The organism is Stenotrophomonas sp. Steno-C18 (assembly GCF_056393195.1).
On the sequence record NZ_JBWJOX010000012.1, the window covers coordinates 80,258 to 104,714 of the forward strand.

The 24,457-nt window shown below is 68.6% G+C and carries 23 protein-coding genes; all 23 read left to right on the forward strand.

The window, feature by feature from the left end; translation table 11 throughout:
• The first annotated feature begins 6 nt into the window (after positions 1–6).
• Positions 7–1,023: a flagellar motor switch protein FliM gene (gene fliM, locus AC06FE_RS18625; protein ID WP_132863445.1), complete on the forward strand. Its 1,017-nt coding sequence runs from the start codon at positions 7–9 to the stop codon at positions 1,021–1,023.
• Positions 1,016–1,363 (forward strand): flagellar motor switch protein FliN, encoded by a 348-nt coding sequence (fliN, locus tag AC06FE_RS18630; protein ID WP_132863443.1) that lies wholly within the window; start codon positions 1,016–1,018, stop codon positions 1,361–1,363. Before fliM ends, fliN begins: the two co-directional genes overlap by 8 nt.
• Positions 1,360–1,770 carry a flagellar biosynthetic protein FliO gene (gene fliO, locus AC06FE_RS18635; protein WP_192285845.1) on the forward strand — a complete coding sequence of 137 codons (411 nt, stop codon included), beginning with the start codon at positions 1,360–1,362 and terminating at the stop codon, positions 1,768–1,770. The genes fliN and fliO overlap by 4 nt, the downstream gene beginning before the upstream one ends.
• A 2-nt stretch (positions 1,771–1,772) precedes the next feature.
• Positions 1,773–2,555 carry a flagellar type III secretion system pore protein FliP gene (fliP, locus tag AC06FE_RS18640; RefSeq protein WP_446541834.1) on the forward strand — a complete coding sequence of 261 codons (783 nt, stop codon included), beginning with the start codon at positions 1,773–1,775 and terminating at the stop codon, positions 2,553–2,555.
• Between the two features lie 832 nt (positions 2,556–3,387).
• Complete coding sequence (locus AC06FE_RS18645) at positions 3,388–3,657, forward strand: flagellar biosynthetic protein FliQ (protein ID WP_132863169.1); 270 nt, start codon at positions 3,388–3,390, stop codon at positions 3,655–3,657.
• Positions 3,658–3,663: 6 nt separating this feature from the next.
• Positions 3,664–4,455, forward strand: coding sequence for a flagellar biosynthetic protein FliR (gene fliR, locus AC06FE_RS18650; protein ID WP_132863168.1), 792 nt, complete (start codon positions 3,664–3,666; stop codon positions 4,453–4,455).
• A gap of 166 nt (positions 4,456–4,621) precedes the next feature.
• Complete coding sequence (locus tag AC06FE_RS18655) at positions 4,622–6,742, forward strand: putative bifunctional diguanylate cyclase/phosphodiesterase (RefSeq protein ID WP_478073899.1); 2,121 nt, start codon at positions 4,622–4,624, stop codon at positions 6,740–6,742.
• 129 nt (positions 6,743–6,871) lie between these two features.
• Positions 6,872–8,002, forward strand: a complete 1,131-nt coding sequence (gene flhB, locus AC06FE_RS18660; RefSeq protein ID WP_478073900.1) for a flagellar biosynthesis protein FlhB — start codon at positions 6,872–6,874, stop codon at positions 8,000–8,002.
• Entirely contained in the window at positions 7,999–10,107 is a 2,109-nt protein-coding gene (gene flhA, locus AC06FE_RS18665) for a flagellar biosynthesis protein FlhA (protein WP_192285855.1), read from the forward strand. The genes flhB and flhA overlap by 4 nt, the downstream gene beginning before the upstream one ends.
• Positions 10,108–10,258: 151 nt before the next feature.
• Positions 10,259–12,055: a flagellar biosynthesis protein FlhF gene (gene flhF, locus AC06FE_RS18670; RefSeq protein WP_478073901.1), complete on the forward strand. Its 1,797-nt coding sequence runs from the start codon at positions 10,259–10,261 to the stop codon at positions 12,053–12,055.
• Positions 12,042–12,926 carry a MinD/ParA family protein gene (locus AC06FE_RS18675; protein ID WP_132863163.1) on the forward strand — a complete coding sequence of 295 codons (885 nt, stop codon included), beginning with the start codon at positions 12,042–12,044 and terminating at the stop codon, positions 12,924–12,926. Before flhF ends, AC06FE_RS18675 begins: the two co-directional genes overlap by 14 nt.
• Positions 12,923–13,669 carry an RNA polymerase sigma factor FliA gene (locus AC06FE_RS18680; protein WP_132863162.1) on the forward strand — a complete coding sequence of 249 codons (747 nt, stop codon included), beginning with the start codon at positions 12,923–12,925 and terminating at the stop codon, positions 13,667–13,669. Before AC06FE_RS18675 ends, AC06FE_RS18680 begins: the two co-directional genes overlap by 4 nt.
• Positions 13,670–13,682: 13 nt before the next feature.
• Positions 13,683–14,075 carry a chemotaxis response regulator CheY gene (gene cheY, locus AC06FE_RS18685; protein ID WP_165931126.1) on the forward strand — a complete coding sequence of 131 codons (393 nt, stop codon included), beginning with the start codon at positions 13,683–13,685 and terminating at the stop codon, positions 14,073–14,075.
• Positions 14,075–14,695: a protein phosphatase CheZ gene (locus AC06FE_RS18690; protein WP_478073902.1), complete on the forward strand. Its 621-nt coding sequence runs from the start codon at positions 14,075–14,077 to the stop codon at positions 14,693–14,695. The genes cheY and AC06FE_RS18690 overlap by 1 nt, the downstream gene beginning before the upstream one ends.
• Positions 14,696–14,698: 3 nt before the next feature.
• The gene (locus AC06FE_RS18695) at positions 14,699–16,540 is read left to right on the forward strand and encodes a chemotaxis protein CheA (protein WP_478073903.1); all 1,842 of its coding nucleotides are present in this window, start codon (positions 14,699–14,701) and stop codon (positions 16,538–16,540) included.
• A 260-nt stretch (positions 16,541–16,800) separates the two neighbouring features.
• Entirely contained in the window at positions 16,801–17,541 is a 741-nt protein-coding gene (locus AC06FE_RS18700; RefSeq protein ID WP_132863159.1) for a flagellar motor protein, read from the forward strand.
• 3 nt (positions 17,542–17,544) lie between these two features.
• On the forward strand, positions 17,545–18,489 hold the full coding sequence (gene motD / locus AC06FE_RS18705; RefSeq protein WP_132863158.1) for a flagellar motor protein MotD: 945 nt from the start codon (positions 17,545–17,547) through the stop codon (positions 18,487–18,489).
• On the forward strand, positions 18,489–19,277 hold the full coding sequence (locus AC06FE_RS18710) for a ParA family protein (protein ID WP_478073904.1): 789 nt from the start codon (positions 18,489–18,491) through the stop codon (positions 19,275–19,277). Before motD ends, AC06FE_RS18710 begins: the two co-directional genes overlap by 1 nt.
• Positions 19,274–20,416, forward strand: a complete 1,143-nt coding sequence (locus AC06FE_RS18715; protein ID WP_478073905.1) for a chemotaxis protein CheW — start codon at positions 19,274–19,276, stop codon at positions 20,414–20,416. Before AC06FE_RS18710 ends, AC06FE_RS18715 begins: the two co-directional genes overlap by 4 nt.
• A gap of 203 nt (positions 20,417–20,619) precedes the next feature.
• Complete coding sequence (locus tag AC06FE_RS18720; protein WP_478073906.1) at positions 20,620–20,928, forward strand: STAS domain-containing protein; 309 nt, start codon at positions 20,620–20,622, stop codon at positions 20,926–20,928.
• On the forward strand, positions 20,925–21,290 hold the full coding sequence (locus AC06FE_RS18725) for a response regulator (RefSeq protein ID WP_087922463.1): 366 nt from the start codon (positions 20,925–20,927) through the stop codon (positions 21,288–21,290). Before AC06FE_RS18720 ends, AC06FE_RS18725 begins: the two co-directional genes overlap by 4 nt.
• A 36-nt stretch (positions 21,291–21,326) precedes the next feature.
• Positions 21,327–23,288 (forward strand): chemotaxis protein CheA, encoded by a 1,962-nt coding sequence (locus tag AC06FE_RS18730; RefSeq protein ID WP_478073907.1) that lies wholly within the window; start codon positions 21,327–21,329, stop codon positions 23,286–23,288.
• A gap of 422 nt (positions 23,289–23,710) precedes the next feature.
• Positions 23,711–24,457, forward strand: a 747-nt coding sequence (locus AC06FE_RS18735; protein WP_478073908.1) for an MCP four helix bundle domain-containing protein, incomplete at its 3' end; no start/stop codon positions are given.

Sequence of the window (24,457 nt, forward strand, 5' to 3'; positions counted from 1 at the left end):
GCCGCCATGAGCATCAACGACCTGCTGTCCCAGGACGAGATCGATGCCCTGCTGCACGGCGTCGACTCGGGCAGCGTCAACACCGTGGACCCCGGCCCGGCGCCGGGCGAGGCCCGCTCCTATGACTTCGCCAGCCAGGACCGCATCATCCGCGGCCGCATGCCGACCCTGGAGATGGTCAACGAGCGCTTCGCCCGCCTGTGGCGGATCGGCTTGTTCAACCTGATCCGGCGCTCGGCCGAGCTGTCGGTGCGCGGCATCGAGCTGATCAAGTTCGGCGACTACCTGCATTCGCTGTACGTGCCCAGCAACCTCAACCTGATCCGCTTCAAGCCGCTGCGCGGCACCGGGCTGATCGTGTTCGAGCCGACCCTGGTGTTCGCCATCGTCGACAATTTCTTCGGTGGCGATGGCCGCTACCCCACCCGCATCGAGGGCCGCGAGTTCACCGCGACCGAGATGCGCGTGATCCAGCTGATGCTCAAGCAGACCTTCGCCGACATGCGCGAGGCCTGGGGTCCGGTGATGAACGTCGACTTCGACTACATCAACTCCGAGATCAACCCGCACTTCGCCAACATCGTAAGCCCGCGCGAGTATGTGGTGGTCAGCCGTTTCCACGTGGAGCTGGACAGCGGCGGCGGCGACATCCACATCACCCTGCCGTACTCGATGCTGGAGCCGATCCGCGAACTGCTCGACGCCGGCATCCAGAGCGACCGCAACGACCGCGACGAGAGCTGGGCGGTGATGGTGCGCGAGCAACTCGATACCGCCGAAGTGGAGCTGTCCAGCGTACTGGCCAGCCGGCGCATGAGCCTGCGCGAACTGACCAAGCTGAAGATCGGCGACATCCTGCCCATCGACATGCCCAAGCAGGTGCCGCTGTGCGTGGAAGGCATCCCGGTGTTCACCGGTGAGTTCGGCGTGGCCAACGACCGCAACGCGATCAAGATCATCGCCACCCATCCCCCGGGCAAGCGACCCAACGTTCCAGTGATCCAGGAAACATCCAATGAATGACATCGAATCCAACGCGACCGGCAACACCGCCACCCCGGCGCAGTTCGCCAACCTGCAGGCCGACGGCGGCAACGGCACCGACCTGGACCTGGACGTGATCCTGGACGTTCCGGTCACGCTGTCGCTGGAAGTGGGCCGCGCGCGCCTGCCGATCCGCAACCTGCTGCAGCTCAACCAGGGTTCGGTGGTGGAGCTGGAGCGTGGCGCCGGCGAATCGCTGGACGTGTTCGTCAACGGCACCCTGATCGCGCATGGCGAGGTCGTGGTCATCAACGACCGCTTCGGCGTGCGCCTGACCGACGTGGTCAGCCCCAGCGAGCGGATCCGGAGACTGCGTTGATCGCATTGCTCGCTGCCGTCGCACCGGCCGCCGGCAAGCTGGCCACGCCGGTCGGCCAGCATGCCGCGACCACGCCCAGCCTGTTTGGCGCGGTGTTCATGCTGCTGATGGTGCTCGGCCTGATCGTCGGCCTGGGCTGGCTGCTCAAGCGCCTGCCCGGCGGCCAGTTCCGCCCGGCCGAAGGCCTGAAGGTGGTCGCCAGCCTCAACGTGGGCGCCAAGGAGCGCGTGGTGGTGGTCGACGTCAACGGCCAGCAGCTGCTGCTGGGCGTGAGCCCCGGCGGCATCAGCACCCTGCACGCCTTGCCCGAGCCGTTGCCGCAGGCACCGGCACCGACGCTGCCCAACCTCAAACAACTCCCGAATTTCGCCCAGCTGCTGTCACAGAAGCTGCGCAAGGACTCCTGATCATGCCGGTCCACCGCTTCAACTCCCGCACCTGCTGGCAGCTGTTCGCGCTGCTGGCGCTGCTGGCACTGCCGCTGTTCGCCTGGGCAGCGCCCGCCGCGCCGCAGCTGCCGTCGCTTCCGGACGTGAACGTCGGCAAGGTCGGCGGTGCGCCGGTCAGCCTGCCGCTGCAGACGCTGCTGTTGATGACGGCGATCACCCTGCTGCCGTCGATGCTGCTGGTGTTGACCGCCTTCACCCGCATCATCATCGTGCTGGGCCTGCTGCGCCAGGCGCTGGGCACCGGGCAGACGCCGTCCAACCAGATCCTGCTCGGCCTGTCGCTGTTCCTGACCGCGATGATCATGATGCCGGTCTGGGACAAAGCGTGGTCCACCGGCATGGCGCCGTACCTGGATGGCCAGATCGACTTCCAGACCGCCTGGACGCTGACCACCGAGCCGCTGCGCGCCTTCATGCTGGCGCAAATCCGCGAAACCGACCTGATGACCTTCGCCGGCCTGGCCGGTCATGGCGCCTATGCCAGCCCGGATGCGATCCCGTTCCCGGTGCTGGTCGCCTCGTTCGTGACCAGTGAGCTGAAGACCGCCTTCGAGATCGGCTTCCTGATCTTCATCCCGTTCGTGATCATCGACCTGGTGGTGTCCAGCGTGCTGATGTCGATGGGCATGATGATGCTCTCGCCGATGCTGGTGTCGGCGCCGTTCAAGATCCTGCTGTTCGTGCTGGTGGACGGTTGGGTGCTGGTGGTCGGCACGCTTGCTGCGAGCTTCAACGCCGTTTGAGCCACCGCTGATGGAGTCATTGCACGAAGCCGCGATCACCTCGCGGCTTCGTTGTTTCCGGCCCAGCAACCGACGGCGGCTTCTTGGGTTTGGGTTTGGGTTTGGATTTGGATTTGGGTTTGGCTTCGGCCGTTGCCGTTGCCGTTGCCGTTGCTGTGGATTTTGACGTGCCGGGTACCCTTCCGTAGCGACGGAGCTGACGGACAAGACCCCGCAGGGGCGACGTGCATGGATGCACGTCGTTTTTCGACGGGACAGGGACGTCCCGTCGAAAAATCCCGACAGCGCAGTGGACCTGGAGCGCGCAGCGCGGAAGGCGCGTAGGCAGGGCGTGCTTTCTTTTGGTTAGCTTTTCTTTGCACGAGCAAAGAAAAGTAACTCGCTCCCCGAAGGGGAGTGAAAGCCTTTGCTCTTGCTTGTTGCTTTCAACGCCACTTTGAAAAGCTAGGGGCAAGAGCTTTCGCCCCCTGAAGGGGGCGAGCACACCTTTCTTTGCTTGTGCAAAGAAAGGTGGCCCAAAGAAAGCACACCCTGCCTCCGCGCCCACGATGCTGCGCATCGCGGTTCCACTCCGCCGGCAGGATTTTTCGACGAGACGTCCCTGTCTCGTCGAAAAACGCCGCACATCCTTGTGCGGCGCCCCGTTCGGGGTCTTGTCTGCCAGCTCCGTCGCTACGGAAGGGAACCCGGCACGTCAAAATCCACGGCAACAGCAACGGCAACATCAAGAGCAAGAGCAAATGCAAGGCAACCCCCTAAGCAACAGCAACGTCGGAAACCTGACACCCGGCCGCTGACCTTCGTCTGGCACCAACCTTGCATCCATCCCCACATGAGCCCCGAACTTGCCCTGACCGAACTGCGTGGTGGCCTGGTCGCCACCCTCTGGATCGCTGGCCCGCTGCTGCTCACCGTGCTGGTGGTCGGCGTCGTGGTCGGCATCATCCAGGCCGCCACCCAACTCAACGAGCCCACCATCGCCTTCGTCGCCAAGGCCGGTGCGCTCACCGCGGCGCTGTTCGCGCTGGGCAGCCTCCTGCTCGGCCACCTGGTCGAGTTCACCATCCTGCTGTTCCAGCGCATCCCCCACCTCATCGGGTAGCGCTGCATGGATTCGGCAACCGGGACGATGATCGACGGCCAGCAGGCCTTCGCCATCATCGGCAACACGCTCTGGATCATGCTGCGCATCGGCGCCATGCTGATGGCCATGCCCATGGTCGGCAGCCGCGCGGTGCCGGCACGGATCCGCGTCCTGCTGGGCATCGCCCTGTCGGTGGCACTGGCACCGATACTGCCGCCGGTACCGCTGTTCTACGGCTTCGACTCGGTCACCGTACTGACCATCGCCCGCGAGCTGGCGGTCGGCATCTGCATGGGCTTCCTGCTGCGGCTGATCTTCGAGGCCGGCGCCATGGCCGGCGAAATGATCGCGCAGAGCACCGGCCTGGCCTTCGCGCAGATGACCGACCCCCTGCGCGGCGGCAGCTCCGGCGTCATCGGCCAATGGTTCTACCTGCTGTTCGGCCTGCTGTTCTTCACCACCAACGGCCACCTGGCGGTGGTCTCGCTGCTGGTGGACAGCTACAAGGCGCTGCCCATCGGCACCGCCCTGCCCGATCCGCACGCGATGGCCGCACTGGCGCCGACGCTGGCGGTGCAGATCTTCCGTGGTGCGTTGTCGCTGGCCCTGCCGCTGACCGTGGCCATGCTGGCCATCAACCTGGCATTCGGCGTGCTGGCCCGTGCCGCGCCGGCCCTGAACCCGATGCAGCTCGGCCTGCCGGTGGCCTTGCTGCTGGGCCTGTTCCTGCTGACCCTGCTGGCCGGGGAGATGGGCCCGCCGGTGCAACGCCTGTTCGATTCGGCCTTCGATGCGGCCCGGCAAGTGACAATGTGACGGACTGCGCAGCTCCTGCTTCTGCCACATGCTTGGCCGGAACGCCCCCTTGCCGCCTGTCGGGGACCCGTGGATAGTCTTGGCCGAAGCATGGCTGGGGGATGGAGCGTCCATGCGGTTTGCCGCGGCGGCATGCCGACGGCCTGATCAACTAGGGAGGGGTTTGATGCTCGCAGGCAGCTACAACCCGTTGTTCGTGGTGCTGTCCATCCTTGTCGCCATCCTGGCCTCGTTCACGGCCCTGGACATGGCCTCGCGGGTATCGGCATCCCAACCCCGCCGTACCGCGGCGCGCTGGCTGATCGCCGGCGGCGTGGCGATGGGCGCCGGCATCTGGTCGATGCACTTCGTCGGCATGCTCGCCTTCCGCCTGCCGATCCCGCTGGGCTACGACCTGTGGCTGACCCTGCAATCCCTGCTGGTGGCCATCGCCGCATCGCTGTTCGCGTTGTGGCTGGTCTCGCAACCGACCCTGCCGCACCTGCGTCTGGCGCTGGGGGCGCTGCTGATGGGCCTGGGCATCGCCTGGATGCACTACGTGGGCATGGCCGCCCTGCGCATGCAGCCGGATATCCAGTACGACCGCCTCTGGTTCGTGCTTTCCATCGTCATCGCCGTGGTGGCCTCGTGGAGTGCGCTGTACATCGCCTTCCGCCTGCGCACCGCAGAGCAGGCCCTGCCTCCGCGGCTGATCGCCTCGGTGATAATGGGCCTGGCCATCGTCGGCATGCACTACACCGGCATGGCGGCGGCCAACTTCCCCGCCGGCTCGGTCTGCGGCGCGGCCCGCAGCGGTGGCGTACCCACCGAGTGGCTGGCGGCCTGCGTGGTGCTGCTCACCGTCGGCGTGATGGCGATCGTGTTGACCTTCTCGCTGCTGGAGCAGCGCATGCAGTCGCGCCTGCTGCACCTGCGCAACTCGATGCTGGTGGCGTCGCTGGACGATGCCCGCAAGGAGCTGTTCCACGCCAGCCAGCACGACTCGCTGACCCGCCTGCCCAACCGCCAGCTGGCCCATGACCGCATCGAGCAGCTGCTGGAAGCCGGCCAGGCCTGCGCGGTGATGTCCATCGACCTGGATGGCTTCCGCCACATCAATGGCGCCTACGGCCCCCAGGCCGGCGATGCCGCGCTGGTGGACGTGGCCGAACGCCTGCGCCAGCTGTTCCCCAACGAGGAGCTGGTGGGCAGGCTCGGCGGCGACCAGTTCGTGATCGCCATGCCGGTCACCGACGGCAAGGACATCGAAGCCCAGGCCGAGCGCATCATCCTGGCGGTCAACTCGGTGCGGGTCGGCGGCCGTGACATGCGCATCACCGGCAGCCTCGGCATCGCCCTGTCCCCCGAGCACGGCCAGTCCGCCCCGCCGCTGGTCAACATGGCCGAGATCGCCATGCGCTACGCCAAGCAGGCCGGGCGCAACGGCCACACGCTGTTCGCCGAATGGATGAACGACAACGCCGAGCAGGACCGGCGCCTGCTCGAGGACCTGCGCAAGGCCATCGGCGGCCCGCAGCTGTCCCTGCACTACCAGCCGCGCGTGCATGCCGAAACTGGCCGGATCAGCGGCGCGGAGGCATTGATCCGCTGGCGCCACCCCGAACACGGCTACGTCCCGAGCGAACGCATCATCCGCCTGACCGAGCTCAACGGGCTGATGGAAACGCTCGGCAACTGGGTGCTCAACGAGGCCTGCCGGCAGATGCGCAGCTGGCATGACGCCGGCAACACCGAGTGGAGCATCTCGGTGAACCTGTCCGGGCGCCAGCTCGGCTCGCCGCAGCTGCTCGATGAGGTCCGCAGCGCGCTGGAGCTGCACGAGCTGCCGCCCTCGCGCCTGATCCTGGAGGTCAGCGAGAGCGCGGTGATGCGCGACGCCGACAACGCCATCAACGTGCTGCGCAGCGTCGCGGCGCTGGGCGTGGGCATCTCCATCGATGATTTCGGCACCGGCTTCTCCAGCCTGCTGCACCTCAAGCGGGTCCCGGCCACCGAGATCAAGATCGACCGCGCCTTCGTGGTGGCGCTGGAGGAGAGCGACGAGGACGTGGTGATCGTCTCGGCCATCGTTGCGCTGGGCCACGCACTGAACCTGTCGGTGGTGGCCGAGGGCATCGAAACCCCTGGCCAACGTTCCTACGTCGAGCGGCTGGGCTGCGACCACCTGCAGGGCTACCTGCTCGGCCGCCCGGTCAGCGCCGAGAACTTCATGCGCCTGCATGGCGGCGATTCGCGGCAGGCGGCGCTGGACGCCCGCCTGTCCGCCTACCAGAACCACCAGGCCTGACACCGGCACCGGCGGCCAACGGCCGCCGGCTTCCCCGCCGCCACCGACGGGCCATGTCTTCAAGGACAGTGAGACCGCGCGGAACGGTTCTTGCACGGCACGGGATGAATCCTTCATCCAGACCGTGCAATGTCCGAGAACGAACAGGCCGGGGAAAAGACCGAACTCCCGACTGAAAAGCGCCTGCGCGAGGCCCGCGAGAACGGCAACATCCCGCGTTCGCGCGAACTGGCCACGGCCGCCGTGTTCACCGCGGCCGTGCTCGGCCTGCATGCCAGCGCCGGTTCCATGGCGGCCTCGGCACGGCAATGGATGAAGGCGGCCCTGGCGCCCGAGCCGGCCCTGCTCCACTCCACCGACGCCCTGTTCGGCCATGCCGGCTGGATGTTGCTGCGGCTGATGCTGGCGTTCTGGCCGCTGCTGCTGGTCTGCATCCTGGCCAGCTTCATCGGCCCGGTGCTGATGGGCGGCCTGCGCTTCTCCAACAAGGCGCTGATGCCCGACCTCAACCGGCTCAACCCGCTCACCGGCTTCAAGCGCCTGTACGGCGCCGAGGCGGTGGCCGAGCTGGTCAAGTCGGTGCTGCGCGTGCTGTTCGTCGGTACCGCCGGCGGCCTGTGCATCTGGCACGGCATCGACCTGCTGCGCGGGCTGCTGCACCAGCCGCTGGAGAGTGCCACCGGCAATGGCCTGGGCTTCACCATGAAGCTGCTGCTGGCCACCGCCGGCGCCATGGCCCTGCTGGCGGCCATCGATGCGCCTTACCAGAAATGGAACTGGCTGCGGAAGCTCAAGATGACCCGCGAGGAGCTCAAGCGCGAGCTCAAGGAAAGTGAGGGCAGCCCGGAGGTCAAGGGCCGCATCCGGCAGATGCAGATGCAGCTCTCGCAGCGACGGATGATGGAAGCGGTGCCCAGCGCCGACGTGGTGGTGGTCAACCCCACCCACTACGCCGTGGCCCTGAAGTACGAGGGCGGCCGCATGAACGCCCCCACCGTGGTCGCCCGCGGCGTGGACGAGCTGGCCCTGCGCATCCGCCAGGTGGCCGACGGCAACCGCGTCACCATCGTCTCGGCCCCGCCTTTGGCACGCGCCTTGTATCGGGAAAGCCAACTCGGCAAGGAAATCCCCGTGAGACTGTATTCGGCCGTCGCCCAGGTCCTCTCTTACGTCTACCAGCTGCGCCAGTGGAACACCGGCCCGATGCCGCAGCTGCCGCCGCTCGACGTGGATGAATTTGGTCCGGAGGGCCGCCCATGAGCGCGCAGCTGACCACCTCGCCGGGCCGCCGCCTGCTGGACATGCTCCGCCACGGGCTCGGTGCGCCGCTGATCGTGCTGGCGCTGCTGGCCATGGTGGTGGTGCCGTTGGCCGCGCCGGTGCTGGACGCGCTGTTCACCTTCAACATCGCCATCTCGCTGATGGTGCTGCTGGCCGTGGTGTACGTGAAGCGCCCGCTGGACTTCACCATCTTCCCGATCGTGCTGCTGGTCACCACGATGCTACGGCTGGCGCTGAACGTGGCCTCCACCCGCGTGATCCTGCTCAACGGCCAGAACGGCCATGAAGCCGCCGGCAAGGTGATCGCCGCGTTCGGCGAGTTCGTGATCGGCGGCAACTACGCGGTCGGCATCGTGGTGTTCGCGATCCTGACCATCATCAACTTCGTGGTCATCACCAAGGGTGCCGGACGCGTGTCGGAAGTGACCGCGCGCTTCACCCTGGACGCCATGCCCGGCAAGCAGATGGCCATCGACGCCGACCTCAACGCCGGTTTGCTGACGCGCGAGGAAGCCAAGCTGCGCCGCGAGGAGGTCCGCGAGGAAGCCGACTTCTACGGTGCGATGGACGGTGCCAGCAAGTTCATCCGCGGCGACGCCATCGCCGGCATCCTGATCCTGTTCATCAACCTGCTCGGTGGCCTGGCGGTCGGCGTACTGCAGCATGGCATGCCGGTCGGCGACGCCGCCGCCACCTACACCCTGCTGTCCATCGGTGACGGCCTTGTGGCGCAGTTGCCGGCGCTGCTGGTGTCCAGCGCGGTGGCGATGCTGGTCACCCGCGCCTCGCGTTCGCAGGACATGGCGCAGGCAATGACCGGCCAGGTGTTCGGCCAGTACCGCGCCCTGGCCATCACCGCAGGCATTCTCGGCCTGGTCGGCCTGGTGCCGGGCATGCCCAACCTGGCCTTCCTGACCCTGGCTTCGGTGCTCGGCTTCGTGGCCTGGAAGCTGTGGAAGCGCGAGATGGCCAACGCCGGCAAGGAAAAGTCCGCCGCCGCGGACGGCGGCGACGGCGCGCTGGCCGGGTTGTCGGCCACCCAACCCTCGCCCACCGCCGAGCTCAGCTGGGACGAACTGCGCCCGGTCGACCCGCTCGGCCTGGAGGTCGGCTACCGGCTGATCCCGCTGGTGGACAAGACCCAGGGCGGCGAGTTGATGGCCCGCATCAAGGGCGTGCGCCGCAAGCTCACCCAGGACCTCGGCTTCCTGATCCCGCCGGTGCATATCCGCGACAACCTGGAGCTGCCGGCCACCGCCTACCGCCTGTTGATCCATGGCGTGCCGGTCAGCACCGCCGACATCCACCCCGACCGTGAGCTGGCGCTGGACCCCGGTAGCGCGATGGGCAAGCTGGAAGGCATCGCCGGCAAGGATCCCGCCTTCGGCCTGGATGCCACCTGGATCCAGCCACACCAGCGCGCCCACGCCGAATCGCTGGGCTACACCGTGGTCGACCCGGCCACCGTGGTGGCCACCCACCTCTCGCACCTGATCCGCGAACACGCACCCGAACTGCTGGGCCACGAGGAAGTGCAGCAGCTGCTGGCGACCCTGGCCAAGAGCGCGCCCAAGCTGGCCGAGGACCTCTCGCCCAAGGCGCTGCCGTTGTCCACGATCGCGCGCGTGCTGCAGAACCTGCTGGTCGAGCGGGTGCCGATCCGCCAGCTGCGCAAGATCGCCGAGGCGCTGGTGGAAACCGCGCCGGTCACCCAGGACCCGACCGCGCTCACCGCGGCGGTGCGCAACGCGCTGGGCCGTTTCATCGTGCAGGAGATTGCCGGGATGTCGCCGGAACTGCCGGTGTTCACCCTCAACCCGCAACTGGAACGGGTCTTGCAGGAGTCCACCCAAGGCAATGGTGCCGCACTGGAACCCGGTCTCGCCGAACGCCTCCACCAGAGTCTTGCCGATTGCGTCGGCAAGCAGGAGGCCCGCAACGAGCCCGCGGTCGTGCTGGTACCGGCGCCGGTCCGCGCCGCGCTGGCGCGCCTGGTCCGCCACAGCGTTCCCTCGCTGTCGGTCCTGGCCTACAGCGAGGTGCCGGAGGACAAGCGCCTGAAGCTGGTCGGCACGATCAGCTGACGGCGCCCGGAAGCCGGCTCCCCGAAAGGGCCGGCGACGGAAAACAGACACCCAACCGACCGAAACACCCGCGCACGAAGGAGCCCGCAACGCCATGCACGACATCGCCAACGCCACTCCTTCGCGGCAGCCCCACTCCCGGTACCAGAACATGAAGATCAAACGTTTCGTCGCCGCCGACATGCGCACCGCCATGAACCTGGTGCGCAAGGAGCATGGGCCGGACGCGGTCATCCTTTCCAACCGCCGCATCGAGGAAGGTGTCGAGATCGTGGCGGCCGCCCATTACGACGAAGCCGTGGTGCAGCAGGCGCTGGAAGCCAGCCGCCCGGCCCCGCCGGCCCCGAGCAAGCCGCGCAGTGCCGCTGAAGCGATCATGGCCGCGGTCACCCGTCGCCGTACCCCGGAGCCGGAACCGGTCGCCGTCACCACGTCCGCGGTCGCCGCCCTGGCCCGCTCGGCCGTGGGTGCCACTGGCCGCTCGATCGACACCAGCGTGGAACTGGCGCCGGGCAGCCGCTTCGCTTCGTTGCTCAAGCAGCCGGCCGCCGAAGCCCCGGTCATTCCCGCCGCCATCGTCCCGGCGGCGGCCATGCCCGCCGCATTCGCCGCGATCGCACCGGCACCGGCGGCCGTGGCGACGCAGCACTTCGCCACCCTGCTGGCTGACGAACCGCCGGTGGTGCCGGCTTTCCGTCCTGCCGGCAGCGTCGCCGCCAAGGTCCCGGCAGCCAGCCAGGAGCCGTCCCAGGCCGCGACGGTCGACACGGTGCCGCCGGTGCAGCGCGCCCAGTTCCAGATCGATCCGCCGCAGCCGGAGCCGACCCCGGTACCGGCAGTGGCCGAACTGCCGGCCGCAGCGCCCGTGGCTGCTGCCCCGGTGGTCGCCGTAACCGCACCGGTTGCCGCGGCCACGACCGAAGCTGTCGTGCCCGTTGCGCCGGCCGTACCGGCCGTGACTGCAGCACCGGCAGCACCGGTCGCCATCCCGGTCACCCCGGAGACCGCCGCGGCGCTGAGCGTGGTGGCCTCCCGCCGCGACGACGAACAACTCATCCAGCTGCGCCAGGAAATGGCCGGCATGCGCCAGATGATCGAGCGCGAGATGCACCGCTTCACCGACGAGCGCCTGCGCGGCAGCGCGGTGCGTGCCAATGCGCTGGACCTGATGGACGAGTACGGCTTCGACGCGGGCCTGGCCCGCGACGTGGTCCTGCAGATCCCGGCCGACACCGACCCCAGCCGTGCCCGCGGGCTGATGCTGGGCCTGATCTCGCGCAAGCTGCCGATCGCCCCGGTCGACCCGATCGAGACCGGTGGCGTGATCGCCCTGGTTGGCCCGACCGGCGCCGGCAAGACCACCACCATCGCCAAGCTGGCCTCGCGCTTCGCCGAGGCCCACGCCCCGCGTGACGTGGCCCTGGTCACCACCGACACCCAGCGCATCGGCGCGCGCGAGCAGCTGTATGGCTTCGGCCGCCAGCTCGGCATCGCCGTGCACGAGGCCAACAGCGGTACCGACCTGAACCAGCTGCTGCAGAAGCTGGCCGACTACAAGCTGGTGCTGATCGACACCGCCGGGCTGGGCCAGCGCGACCGCGCCCTCACCGCCCAGCTGCAGTGGCTGCGCGCCGCCGGCCAGATCCGCACCCTGCTGGTGCTGCCGGCCAACACCTCCTTCCAGGACATGGATGAGGTGGTGCGCCGCTTCAGCGCCGCCAACCCGCAGGGCGTGGTGCTGACCAAGCTGGACGAGACCGGCCGCTTCGGCTCGGCCCTGTCCATCGCCGTGGACCACTGCCTGCCGGTGACCTGGGTCACCGACGGCCAGGACGTGCCGGAGGACCTGCACCGGGCCTCGGCGGCCAATCTCGTACTTCGCCTTGAAGATTTGCGCCGCGCGGCCGATATGCCCTGCAACCCGGAGTTCAACAATGCAGTCGCGTGAGTACGCCAAGCTGACCCACACCTTCCCGCTCGCGGCCACCCGGCGCGAGCCCGCAGGACCGGTGCGCACCATCGCCGTCACCGGCGGCAAGGGCGGCGTCGGCAAGACCAATGTCTCGGCCAACCTGGCCGTGGCACTGGCCGGCATGGGCAAGCGCACCCTGCTGCTGGACGCCGACCTGGGCCTGGCCAACATCGACGTGGTGCTGGGCCTGCAGCCCAAGCACACCCTGGCCGACCTGGTCGCCGGGCGCTGCACGCTGGAGGAAGTGATCATCGAGGGCCCGAACGGGGTGCTGGTGGTGCCGGCCGCGTCCGGCCGCCGCCACATGGCCGAACTGGCGCCGGCCGAGCACGTAGGCCTGGTCAACGCGTTCTCCGAGCTGGAACGCGACCTGGACGTGATGATCATCGACACCGCCGCCGGCATCACCGACAGCGTGCTGACCTTCTGCCAGGCCGCGCAGGACACCGTGGTGGTGGTCTGTGACGAGCCGGCCTCCATCACCGACGCCTACGCGCTGATCAAGGTGCTCTCGCGCGAGCGCGGCGTGGACCGCATCCAGGTCGTGGCCAACATGGCCCGTGATCCCAACGAAGGCCGCGCCCTGTACGAGAAGCTGGTGCGCGTCTGCGAGAAGTTCCTGATCGACGTCTCGCTCAACTACCTGGGCTGCGTGCCGCAGGACGACTGGCTGCGCGTGTCGGTGCAGCGCCAGCAGCCGGTGGTGAAGCTGTACCCGTCGGCACCGGCCGCCCTGGCCATCCAGGAGATCGCCCGCCGCACCGCGCGCTGGCAGGCCCCCACCACCCCGCGCGGCGGCGTCGAGTTCTTCCTGGAACGCATCATCCAGCAGAAGGTGAGCGCATGAACGCAACGGCCCATTACCGTGAAGTCCAGCGCAATGCGGCCAACGAGTGCATTGCCCAGCACGCCGACCTGGTGCGCCGCATCGCCCACCACCTGGCCGCGCGCCTGCCCGCCAGCGTGGAGGTCGACGACCTGATCCAGGCTGGCATGATGGGCCTGATCGAGGCCTCGCGCAGCTATGACGCCGAACAGGGCGCCTCGTTCGAGACCTATGCCTCGATCCGCATCCGCGGCTCGATGATCGACGAGATCCGGCGTGGCGACTGGGTACCGCGCTCGGTGCACCGTCGCGCCCGCGATGCCGCGGCCACCATTCGTCGCCTCGAGCAGGCCAGCGGCCGTGCCGCCAGCGCCACCGAGGTGGCCGAGGCGATGGAAATGCCGCTGCCCGAGTACATGCGGCTGGTCGAGGATGCCTCGCGCGGCCAGGTGCTGAGCCTGGAGTCGCGCATCGAGGACCAGGGCGAGCTGGACACCCCGGCCACCGGCGGCCCCACCCCGCAGCAGATGCTCGAACGCAGCCAGTTCGGTGCCGAACTGGGCAGGGCCATCAGCCAGCTGCCCGAGCGCGAACAGCTGGTGCTCTCGCTCTACTACGAGCAGGAACTGAACCTGAAAGAGATCGGCGCGGTGCTCGGTGTCAGCGAGTCGCGCGTCTGCCAGATCCACGGCCAGGCCACGCTGCGCCTGCGTGGTCGGCTGAAGATTTTCGAGTCGGCCGACGCCGGCTTCGAGGAACCATGAAGAGGAATTCCTTTTGAACAAGAACATGCGCATCCTGATCGTCGACGATTTCTCGACCATGCGTCGTATCGTCAAGAACCTGCTCGGCGACCTGGGCTTCACCAACACCGCTGAAGCCGAGGACGGGCATGCCGCGCTGGCCATGCTGCAGAGCCAGCCGTTCGATTTCGTGGTCACCGACTGGAACATGCCGGTGATGACCGGCATCGAGCTGCTCAAGGCCATCCGCGCCGATGCCAAGCTCAAGACCCTGCCGGTGCTGATGGTCACCGCCGAAGCCAAGCGCGAGCAGATCATCGAAGCCGCCCAGGCCGGCGTGAACGGCTACATCATCAAGCCGTTCACCGCGCAGACCTTGGAAGAGAAGCTGGGCAAGATCTTCGAACGACTGACGGCGAGCGCCTGATGGACCTGCCTGTCGAGACGCTGAGCGACAAATCGGCCCTGATCCAGCGCCTGCAGGATGCGCTGGCCGCGCTGGAAAACGGTGATGAAACCCGTTGGCGCCAGGAAATCGACGCCCTGGCCGCGCTGCGCGCGCAGCCAATGGTGGCCGGGCTGGGCCGGTTGGCCCGCGAGCTGGGCCAGGCACTGGGCGAGCTGCCCAGCGTGCCCAGCGAAGCCGGCGAGCTGGACGATGCCTGCGCGCGCCTGGACCACGTGGTGGAGATGACCGAAAAGGCCACCCACCGCACCCTGGACCTGGCCGAGGAATGCCGCGAGCTGACCGAACGGCTGCGCGCCGGAGGCCTCAACGCCGACCAGGACCAGCTGCTGGACCGCATCCGCCACAACCTCACCGAAGTGGCGCTGACCCAGAGCTACCAGGACCTGACCGGTCAGATCATCCGCCGCGTGGTGGGCATCGTGCGCCGCGTGCACGAGGGCTTTGGTGCGCTGGGCCTGCCCCCGGCCGAGGAAGACGTGCGCAACGCCGGCCTGGCCGGTCCGGCGGTCAATGGCCTGGACCGCCACGCGGTCAGCCAGCATGACGCCGACGACCTGCTGTCGGACCTGGGGCTGTAAGCCATGAGTGCCTTCGCCGACGACATCGCCGCCGATTTCATCATCGAAGCCCAGGAGATCCTCGATCGCCTGGGCGAGCAGCTGGTGACGCTGGAGCAGGCACCGGAAGACACCGACCAGCTCAACGCGGTGTTCCGCGGCTTCCACACGCTCAAGGGCGGCGCCGGCTTCCTGTCGATCACGCCAATGGTGGAGCTGTGCCATGCCGCCGAGGAAACCCTGGGCATGGCCCGCTCGGGCAAGGCGCAACTGCTGGCCCATCACTTCGATGCCGCCCAGCAATCGCTGGACTGGCTGCAGTCCATGCTCGACGCGGTGTCCTCCGGCACCGAGCCGGGCCACGCGCCGGCGGCATTGATCGCGCAGTTCGACGTCGGTACCGCACCGGTACCGGCACCGGTCGCGGCACCGGTCGCGCCGGCCGGTGACCTGATCACCGAGGACGAGTTCGAGGCCCTGCTCGACAGCCTGCACGGCAAGAGCGCGCCGTCGGCGGTGCCCGCCAAACCCGCCGATGACCTGATCACCGAAGACGAATTCGAGGCGTTGCTCGACACGCTGCACGGCAGTGCCGCGCCCGGCACGTCCGCCGCTCCGGCAGTGGCTCCGGCAGCGCCCCGCCCGGCGCCTGCCCCGGCCGCGCGCCCCACCGCGGCGGCCAAGCCGGCGGCCGCACCGGCCAAGGCCAGCGAGCCCGAGCACACCGTGCGCGTGGACACCAAGCGCCTGGATGCCATCGTCAACCTGATCGGCGAACTGGTGCTCTCACGCAACCGCCTGAAGACCCTGCGCAGCCGGCTCAAGGACGAGGAACTCGACCGCGCCGTCTCCACCCTGGACATCGCCACCGCGCGGCTGCAGTCGGCGGTGATGCGCACCCGCATGCAGCCGGTCGGCAAGGTGTTCTCGCGCTTCCCGAAGGTGGCGCGCGACGTCGCGCGCTCGCTGCAGAAGGAAGTGGACCTGGAACTGATCGGCGCCGACACCGAGCTGGACCGCAACCTGGTCGAAGCCCTGGCCGACCCGCTGGTGCACCTGGTCCGCAACGCCATCGACCACGGCGTGGAGATGCCCGACCTGCGCGAGGCGCAGGGCAAGCCGCGGATGGGCCGGGTGCGGCTGTCCGCCCAGCAGGAAGGCGACTACGTCAGCATCGAGGTGCAGGACGACGGCGCCGGCATCGACCCCGAACGCCTGCGCGCCAAGGCCCGCGAGAAGGCCTTGATCGACCCGGAGGCCGCCGCCCGCCTGACCAGCGAGGAATGCCTGCACCTGGTGTTCCTGCCCGGCTTCTCCACCAAGCAGCAGGTCACCGACATCTCCGGCCGCGGCGTCGGCATGGACGTGGTGCAGTCGCGCATCCGCGAGCTCAGCGGCCAGATCCAGATCCAGTCCGAACTGGGCCGTGGCAGCCGCTTCCTGATCCGCGTGCCGCTGACCCTGGCGATCCTGCCGACCCTGCTGGTCCAGGCCGGCGAGGACGTCTATGCCCTGCCGCTGGCCCGCGTGATGGAAGTGCTGCACGCCCCGGCCACCTCGCTGGGCTGGTTCGACGGCCGCGCGGTGCTGGACCGCAAGACCCACACGCTGGCGCTGGTGGACCTGCGCCAGTGGCTGGGCGTGACGCCGACCCTGTCGCCGCTGCTGACCATCGTGGTGCTGCAGGTCGGCGAAGCCCGCTTCGGCCTGGTCGTGGACCAGGTCCGCGGCCGCGAGGAAGTGGTGATCAAGCCCCTGCCGCGCGCCCTGCGCGGCCTGCGTGGCTACGCCGGCGCCACCCTGATCGGCGACGGCCGCATGGCGCTGATCCTGGACGTGGATGGGTTGCGCGGTGGGCAGGACTGACAGGCACAGCCAACTGTCTGCACTCCCCTTTCCCGCCTGCGGGAGAGGGTGCCCGCAGGACGGGTGAGGGCCGCTTTGCGCTGCACCGGGTGACGCTTCCCCCACCCCAACCCCTCCCCCGCAGGCGGGAGAGGGACTAAAGCAAAGCCTTCCCCGCGCGCGGGAGAAGGGCTGAAGCAGGTAGCTCCCCCGCACGCCGGAAGGGAGCGAACGCAACACCCCGATTCAAGACTGTCTTCACAAGGCCGATATCCAACACCATGGACCGACTCAGCATCATTGGACTCTTCCTCGCCCTCGCTTCGCTGGTGGGCGGCAGCATCCTCAAGGGTGCGGGCCTGTCGTCGCTGTGGTCGCCGGCCGCGTTCGTGATCGTGATCGTCGGCACCATCGCCGCGATCCTGCTGCATACCTCGCCGGCGGTGTTCAAGCACGCCTTCAGGATCGTGCGCTGGGTGATCCGCCCGCCGGCCAGTGACCGCCGCGCGCTGGTCCAGCAGATCGTGGACTGGAGCAACATCGCCCGCCGCCAGGGCCTGCTGGGCCTGGAGCCGCAGGTGGAGCAGCAGGACGACCCGTTCATCCGCAAGGGCCTGCAGTTGGTGGTCGACGGCGTGGAGCCGGACACCATCCGCCACATGATGGAAATCGAGCTCGGCAGCCAGGAACAACAGGACCTGGCGGCGACCAAGGTGTTCGAAGGCATGGGCATCTACGCCCCGACGCTGGGCATCATCGGTGCCGTGCTGGGCCTGATCGCGGTGATGAAGAACCTGGCCGACCCGAGCAAGCTCGGCCATGGCATCGCCGCCGCGTTCACCGCCACCATCTACGGCATCGCCTCGGCCAACCTGCTGTTCCTGCCGGTCTCGGCCAAGCTCAAGAGCGTGATCGCCTCCAGCACGCGCGAGCGCGAGATGGTCATCGAGGGCCTGATCGCCATCGCCCAGGGCGAGAACCCGCGCAACATCGAAAACAGCCTGGCCGGGTTCGTGAACTGAGCCATGGCACGTCGCAAGCACCACGAAGAGCACGCCAACCATGAGGCATGGGCCATCCCCTATGCCGACCTGATGACGCTGCTGCTCGCCTTCTTCGTGGTGATGTACGCCATCTCCTCGCTCAACGAGGGCAAGTACCGGGTGATGGCCGACTCCCTGTCCACCGCTTTCGGCGGCGCACCGCGCACCATCAGCCAGGTGCAGGTGGGCAACATGCAGATCCAGGGCGGCGGCCACGACACCCCGTCGGTGATCCGCTCGCCGAGCATGACCGGCGGCGCCATGGCCGACCCCACCCAGCTGCCGTCGATGGCATCGCACATGCGCATGCCGGTCTCCACGCGCAACCAGGAACAGCTGCAGCGCGCCGAGCGCCAGTTGAACCAGATCGCCGACCGGCTCAGTTCCGCGCTGGCACCGCTGGTCAAGCAGGGCGTGATCACGGTGCGCCGCACCGAGCTGTGGCTGGAAGTGGAGATCAACAGCGACATCCTGTTCGCCACCGGTTCGGCCTCGCTCGATGCCGGCGCCCGCGACACTCTGGGCAAGCTGGCCGACGTGCTGCTCGATGCCCCCAACGGCGTGCGCGTGGAAGGCCACACCGACAACGTACCGATCGCCACCACGCAGTTCCCGTCCAACTGGGAGCTGTCCGCCGGTCGCGCGGCCAGCGTCGTGCACCTGTTCGCCGACCATGGCGTGCAGCCGGCACGGCTGGCGATGGTGGGCTATGGCCAGTTCCGTCCGCGCGAAAGCAACGACCTGCCGGAAGGCCGCAACCGCAACCGGCGGGTGATGGTCATCATCCTGGCCGACTCGGCCGCAGCGGCCGACCTGCCCGGCGCGGGTACCACCACCGCCGGCACCAACGGCACCGACGCCCCCCGTGGCGACAGCTCCCCCGCTGCCGCCGCCTCGGTGCCCGCTGTCATCGAAGGAGTTCACTGATGCGTATCTGGGCCATTGCCAACCAGAAAGGTGGCGTCGGCAAGACCACCACCACCCTGTCACTGGGGCGCGGCCTGGCCGCGCGCGGGCACAAGGTGCTGCTGATCGACCTGGATCCCCATTCTTCCCTCACCCGCGCCTTCGGCGTGCCGTTCGAACCGGTGCCGCAGGGCGTACAGGAACTGTTCGCCACGCCGCCGCACGACATCGCCGCGCTGGCGCGCGCCAGCGACATCCCGGGCCTGGACTACCTGTGCGCGCAGGCGTCATTGGCCACGCTGGAACGCCGCAGCGCCAACCAGCCCGGCCTCGGCCTGGCGCTGCAGCAGGCCTTGGCCCGCCACGGCGACCGCCATGACTACATCCTGCTCGACTGCGCGCCCACGCTGGGCCTGCTGATGATCAACGCGCTGGCCGCGGCCGACCGCCTGGTCATCCCCACCCAGGCCGAGCCGCTGGCGCTGCACGGCCTGGACGGCATGGTCCGCACCGGCGAAATGGTCGAGCGCTCACGCAAGCGGCCGCTGCCGATCTCGGTGCTGCCGACCCTGTTCGACCGCCGCACCCGCGCCGGCAACGAGTCGGTGCGCGCGATGCAGGACCGTCACGGCGAGCGCGTCTGGGAAGATGCCATTCCGCTGGATACCCGCATCAGTCAGGTCGCCGGCCTTGTCCAGCCGATCCAGGGCGACGACTACCCCGGCCGCGGCCATGCCGCCTATCGCCGCGCGCTGGACTGGCTGTTGGCCGAAGAGGCACGCGTGCGGCCAGCGCAGGAGGCGGCATGAGTACCGTCGGCGCACTGGACGACTACCTGGACGAACTGCTCGGCGGCGGCATGCCGACGGCGGTGACCGCCACTGTACCGGCCGCGCCGGTAAAAATACCGGGTGACAGCGCCGAGCTGGAAGCCGCCTTCGAAGCCGCGCTGGCCGAGGTCCAGGCACAGGCCAATGCCGTGCCCGTAGACGCCCCCGTCGCCGCTGCGTCCACCGTTCCCGGTGACAGCGCCGAACTGGAAGCCGCCTTCGAGGCCGCGCTTGCCGACGTCCAGGCACGGGCCAATGCCGTGCCCGTGGAGGCCCCCATCGCCGCTGTATCCACCGTTCCCGGCGACAGCGCCGAACTGGAAGCCGCGTTCGAGGCCGCACTGGCCGCCGCCGCGGCTTCAAGCGCGAGCGCCATGGCTGAACCCACCTGGGCCGACGTGCCTGCTGAGCCGGTCGCCGCCGCGCCGGCGCCGGAGCCCACCTGGGACGACCTGCCGGACGAGGTCATCTACGAAACCGACGCGGCCGAAAGCGCCCGGCTTGCCCATTCCGACAGCCCCGGCCTGCAGGCCGCCTTCGACGTGGCCGCAGGCGTGGCGCCCGCACCGCCACCGCCGGCCCGCACCGCGCGACCGGCCCCTGCGCCCGCCCCTGCCGCACCCACCGCCGTACCGAACACGTGGCAGGAACTGCAGGCGCAAGCCGCACGGCCACCGCAGCAACGCCGCGCCAGCGAGCGCACCTCGCGCTGGCTGCGCCTGCGTTGCGGTGCGCAGGCCTATGCGCTGGAGCTGTTGAAGGTGCAGGAAGTGGTCCTGCCGGTACCCTTGCTGGCGCTGCGCGGTGCCGCGCCGTCGATGCTGGGCATCATGAACCTGCGTGGCCAGGTGGTCCCGGTGCTGGACCTGTGCCGGCACCTTGGCGTCCCGGTCACCGAAGACTCCGCGCAGACCCGCATCGTGGTGCTGGAGGAGAACGGCGAAACACTGGGCCTGCGCGTCTCCGCCGTGGAGGACGTGGCCAACCTGACCGACTCGCAGATCGAACCCCCGGACACCGCGCGCATCTGCCAGATCTCCAACGAGCTGTTCAAGGGCATTGCCCGCATCGGCAGCCAGCCGATGATCCTGCTCGATGCCACCCGCCTGCTCCAGTAGGCGCGCCTTCCGGCGCCAAGCAGGAACCACGTCCATACCGAGAGTGCATGCAAGCCCCGGATGCATCGGTTTCGCGCCGGAAGGCGCTCCTGCCGGGCAAACCGCGCAATCCATCACATTCCGCACCGCACCAGGTCACCTGCCCTAAAGAACCCCGGTGCAATGCCGCTACCCCTCCCAGTAACGTTTGTCCCGGAGCAACGATGAGCACTGTGGCGCTGTCGCAGGATCTCGGAATCGAATCCACCAGCGAGCTGAAACAGCAACTGGCCGCGCATCTCGGCCAGGGCGGTGAACTGCGTGTCGACGCCGGCGAGGTGGCCCGCGTGCACACCGCGGCCATGCAGGTGCTGTGCGCCTTCGTCGTGGCCCGCCAGCAAGCCGGGCACGGCACCGTGTTCGACAACGCTACCGACACCTTCCGTGACGCCGCGCGCCTGCTCGGCGTCCTCCGGACCTTCGGTCTGGAAGCAACCCCTGACACAACGAAATCTGTGGAGAACGCTGCATGAGCGCACGAATCCTGGTGGTGGACGACTCGGCGTCGATGCGCCAGATGGTCTCTTTCGCCCTCACCTCGGCCGGCTTTTCGGTGGAAGAAGCCGAAGACGGCGCCGTCGCCCTCGGCCGTGCCAAGGGCCAGCGCTTCAACGCGGTGGTCACCGACGTGAACATGCCGAACATGGACGGCATCGCGCTGATCCGCGAGCTGCGCCAGCTGCCGGACTACAAGTTCACCCCGCTGCTGATGCTCACCACCGAATCGGCCGCGGACAAGAAGTCCGAAGGCAAGGCCGCCGGCGCCACCGGCTGGCTGGTCAAGCCGTTCAATCCCGAACAGCTGGTCGCCACCGTCCAGAAAGTCCTGGGCTGATACGCCCCGCCTGCACCCCTCACGGATACCGCGCCAATGAGCATGGACCTGCAACGTTTCCACGCCACCTTCTTCGAGGAAAGCCGCGAAGGGCTGGATGCGATGGAAGCCGGGCTGCTGGCGCTGGAAGACGGCCAACGCGACCCGGAGGTCATCAACTCGGTGTTCCGCGCCGCCCATTCGATCAAGGGCGGCGCCGGTACCTTCGGCTTCGATGCCATCGCCGGCCTCACCCACGTGCTGGAAACGCTGCTCGACGAGCTGCGCGCCGGCAAGCGTGCGCTGGAAGGCAACGCGGTCGATGCGATGCTGGCCTCGGTGGACGTGCTGCGTGCGCTGCTGCGCGAGGTCGAGCACGGCCAGGCCGCCGACCCGGCCGCGGTCAAGGCGGTGACCGATCGGCTGCAGGCGGTACTGGCCGGAACGGCGCCGGTCGCCGTCGCAGCCGCGAAGCAGGAAGAAACCCCTGACGCCTGGCAGATCGGCTTCGTGCCGGCGCCGTCGCTGTTCATGAGCGGCAACGACCCGCTGCGCATCATCCGCGAGCTGGAGACGCTGGGCTCGCTGCACGTCGAACCGCGCATGCAGCGCCTGCCCGCATTCGAGCAGCTTGATCCGCTGGAAGCCTACCTGGCCTGGGACCTGGGCTTGGTTGGCAAGGTGCCGCGCAGCCGCATCGAAGACACCTTTGCCTGGGTCGTGGACGACTGCGAGCTGGACATCCGTCCGGCCGCGCCGCCCAGCCTGGCCACCGAGGCGCCCGCAGCGGCCGCCACGCCCGCCGCCGTCGACGCCGGCAAGCCCACCGCGGCCAGCGGCACGCATGAGGCGGAGACCTCCATCCGCGTCAGCGTCGACAAGGTCGATGCACTGATCAACCTGGTCGGCGAACTGGTCATCACCCAGGCCATGCTCAAGCAGGTCTCCGGCGGGTTGGACCCGGTCCACGCCGAACGCCTGTTCGCCGGCCTGGACCTGCTCGAGCGCAACACCCGCGACCTGCAGGAAGCCGTCATCGGCGTGCGCATGCTGCCGGTGGATGCGGTGTTCCGGCGTTTCCCGCGCCTGGTCCGCGACCTGTCCAGCCGCCTTGGCAAGCAGGTGCGCCTGCGCACCGTCGGCGAAGGCACCGAACTGGACAAGGGCCTGATCGAGAAGATCGCCGACCCGCTGGTCCACCTGGTCCGCAACTCGATCGACCACGGCCTGGAGATGCCCGACGTCCGCCGCGATGCCGGCAAGGACGAGACCGGCACCATCACCCTGGCCGCGTCGCACCAGGGCGGCCATATCGTCATCGAGGTCAGCGACGATGGCCGCGGGCTGAACCGCGACAAGATCCTGGCCAAGGCGCTCGAGCGCGGACTCAGCGTGCCGGACAATCCGACCGACGCGCAGGTCTGGGACCTGATCTTCCAGCCGGGCTTCTCCACCGCCGACGCGGTCACCGACCTGTCCGGGCGGGGCGTGGGCATGGACGTGGTCCGCCGCAACATCCAGGCGCTGGGCGGCGAAGTACAGCTGGAAAGCCGCACCGGCCACGGCACCCGCGTGCTGATCCGGCTGCCGCTGACCCTGGCCATCCTCGATGGCATGACCGTCTCGGTGGCCGGCGAAACCCTGATCCTGCCGTTGGCCTACGTGCTCGAGGCACTGCAGCCGCAGGCCGACGACATCCGCACCATGGCTGGCGAAGGCCGCGTGCTGCGGGTGCGCGGCGAGTACCTGCCGATCCTGTCGCTGGGCCAGTACTACGGCTACCGCGATGACCGCCATGCCGACCCGCTGGTGGTGGTGGTCGAAGGCGACGGCCAGAAGATCGCGCTGGAAGTGGATGAACTGCTCGGCCAGCAGCAGGTGGTGGTCAAGAACATCGAGAACAACTACCGCCGCATCGGCGGGGTTTCCGGCGCCACCATCCTCGGCGATGGCCGCGTCGCGCTGATCGTCGACATCGGTGGGCTGGTGCGCTCGCTCCGGATCCCGCAGGCCGCCTGACCCCGGCCCCGCGCCCACATCGCGCACCGGTTGGCGGGATGCCGACCGGCCGCTGACCGACCGTCCATGACGGCACCCGGTGCCTTCCCCGCCTGCCATCGCGCAGGCGGGAACGACATCCCTGCCCCTTTCCACCCCCTCTCCACAGGCAAACACCGCGATCGCACCCGATGCCATCGGGCGCTCCGCCCTGCGACGGTCGACGGCCCGATGCGGCCGGTGTCATTCCCCACCGCATTCACCTGAACACCGTCAGCAAGCGTTCGGCGGCGGCTGTCAAGAACCCCACGGCAGTGCCGATACCGCAGCACATCGTGGTGCCAGCACCACACGGGCGCTTCGCCGCCCGCCTACTTCCCCGTTACCTGCGCAGGCGCGAAGGGCCTGCGCGTAGCACGCAATGCCAAACGGAGGCATCTGCAATGAAATGGTTCCAGAACCTGTCGATCACGCGGAAGCTGTTGCTGGCGTTCTGCACCACCGGTCTGCTGACCCTGCTGTTGGGCCTGTTCTCGGTGTGGCGCATGGATGTCGCCCAGCAGCAGATCCGCCAGGTCAACGAGAACTGGATGCCCGCCGTGCAGCATCTGGGCGAGATGCGCGCGCAGCTCGGTGAGTTCCGCACGTTCGAGCAGGCGCAGCTGGCCTACCAGGGCAACCCCGAGCAGCTGGCCGATTACGACAAGCGCATGGCCGATACGCGCGCGGTGATCGAGGCCGAGGAAAAGGCCTACGACGACATCGACACCGACTACACCGCCGAGGAAAAGGCGATGTACGACCAGCTCAAGGACTACCGGGCCGCGTACTTCGAGGCGCATGAACGCATCGCCGCGGCCATCGCCGCCGATGACTTCGCCACCGCCTCGGCCATCTCCAGCTCCGACTCGCGCAAGATGCGCCGCGCGCTGTTCGACCAGCTCAAGAAGCTCTCCCAGTACAACCAGGAACAGCTGGCCAGGGAGACCGCGATGTCGCGCGAAGCGCACACGCGCTCGCTGCTGGCCGTGTTCGGCATGCTGGCGGCGGCACTGGCGCTGGCCGCGCTGCTGGGCTGGGCCATCATCCGCGCGATCATGGCGCCGCTGGGCGAAGCCGTGCGCGTGGCCGATGATGTTTCCGCCGGCAAGCTCGACCGCCGCATCGACGCCTCGCGCCGCGACGAAGTG

Bases quoted from the DNA above. Each gene is read 5' to 3' on its own strand.
- fliM (WP_132863445.1), top strand. From the start codon at position 7: ATGAGCATCAACGACCTGCTGTCCCAGGACGAGATCGATGCCCTGCTG.
- fliN (WP_132863443.1), top strand. From the start codon at position 1,016: ATGAATGACATCGAATCCAACGCGACCGGCAACACCGCCACCCCGGCG.
- fliP (WP_446541834.1), top strand. From the start codon at position 1,773: ATGCCGGTCCACCGCTTCAACTCCCGCACCTGCTGGCAGCTGTTCGCG.
- AC06FE_RS18645 (WP_132863169.1), top strand. From the start codon at position 3,388: ATGAGCCCCGAACTTGCCCTGACCGAACTGCGTGGTGGCCTGGTCGCC.
- fliR (WP_132863168.1), top strand. From the start codon at position 3,664: ATGGATTCGGCAACCGGGACGATGATCGACGGCCAGCAGGCCTTCGCC.
- AC06FE_RS18655 (WP_478073899.1), top strand. From the start codon at position 4,622: ATGCTCGCAGGCAGCTACAACCCGTTGTTCGTGGTGCTGTCCATCCTT.
- flhB (WP_478073900.1), top strand. From the start codon at position 6,872: ATGTCCGAGAACGAACAGGCCGGGGAAAAGACCGAACTCCCGACTGAA.
- flhA (WP_192285855.1), top strand. From the start codon at position 7,999: ATGAGCGCGCAGCTGACCACCTCGCCGGGCCGCCGCCTGCTGGACATG.
- flhF (WP_478073901.1), top strand. From the start codon at position 10,259: ATGAAGATCAAACGTTTCGTCGCCGCCGACATGCGCACCGCCATGAAC.
- AC06FE_RS18675 (WP_132863163.1), top strand. From the start codon at position 12,042: ATGCAGTCGCGTGAGTACGCCAAGCTGACCCACACCTTCCCGCTCGCG.
- AC06FE_RS18680 (WP_132863162.1), top strand. From the start codon at position 12,923: ATGAACGCAACGGCCCATTACCGTGAAGTCCAGCGCAATGCGGCCAAC.
- AC06FE_RS18690 (WP_478073902.1), top strand. From the start codon at position 14,075: ATGGACCTGCCTGTCGAGACGCTGAGCGACAAATCGGCCCTGATCCAG.
- AC06FE_RS18695 (WP_478073903.1), top strand. From the start codon at position 14,699: ATGAGTGCCTTCGCCGACGACATCGCCGCCGATTTCATCATCGAAGCC.
- AC06FE_RS18700 (WP_132863159.1), top strand. From the start codon at position 16,801: ATGGACCGACTCAGCATCATTGGACTCTTCCTCGCCCTCGCTTCGCTG.
- motD (WP_132863158.1), top strand. From the start codon at position 17,545: ATGGCACGTCGCAAGCACCACGAAGAGCACGCCAACCATGAGGCATGG.
- AC06FE_RS18710 (WP_478073904.1), top strand. From the start codon at position 18,489: ATGCGTATCTGGGCCATTGCCAACCAGAAAGGTGGCGTCGGCAAGACC.
- AC06FE_RS18715 (WP_478073905.1), top strand. From the start codon at position 19,274: ATGAGTACCGTCGGCGCACTGGACGACTACCTGGACGAACTGCTCGGC.
- AC06FE_RS18720 (WP_478073906.1), top strand. From the start codon at position 20,620: ATGAGCACTGTGGCGCTGTCGCAGGATCTCGGAATCGAATCCACCAGC.
- AC06FE_RS18725 (WP_087922463.1), top strand. From the start codon at position 20,925: ATGAGCGCACGAATCCTGGTGGTGGACGACTCGGCGTCGATGCGCCAG.
- AC06FE_RS18730 (WP_478073907.1), top strand. From the start codon at position 21,327: ATGAGCATGGACCTGCAACGTTTCCACGCCACCTTCTTCGAGGAAAGC.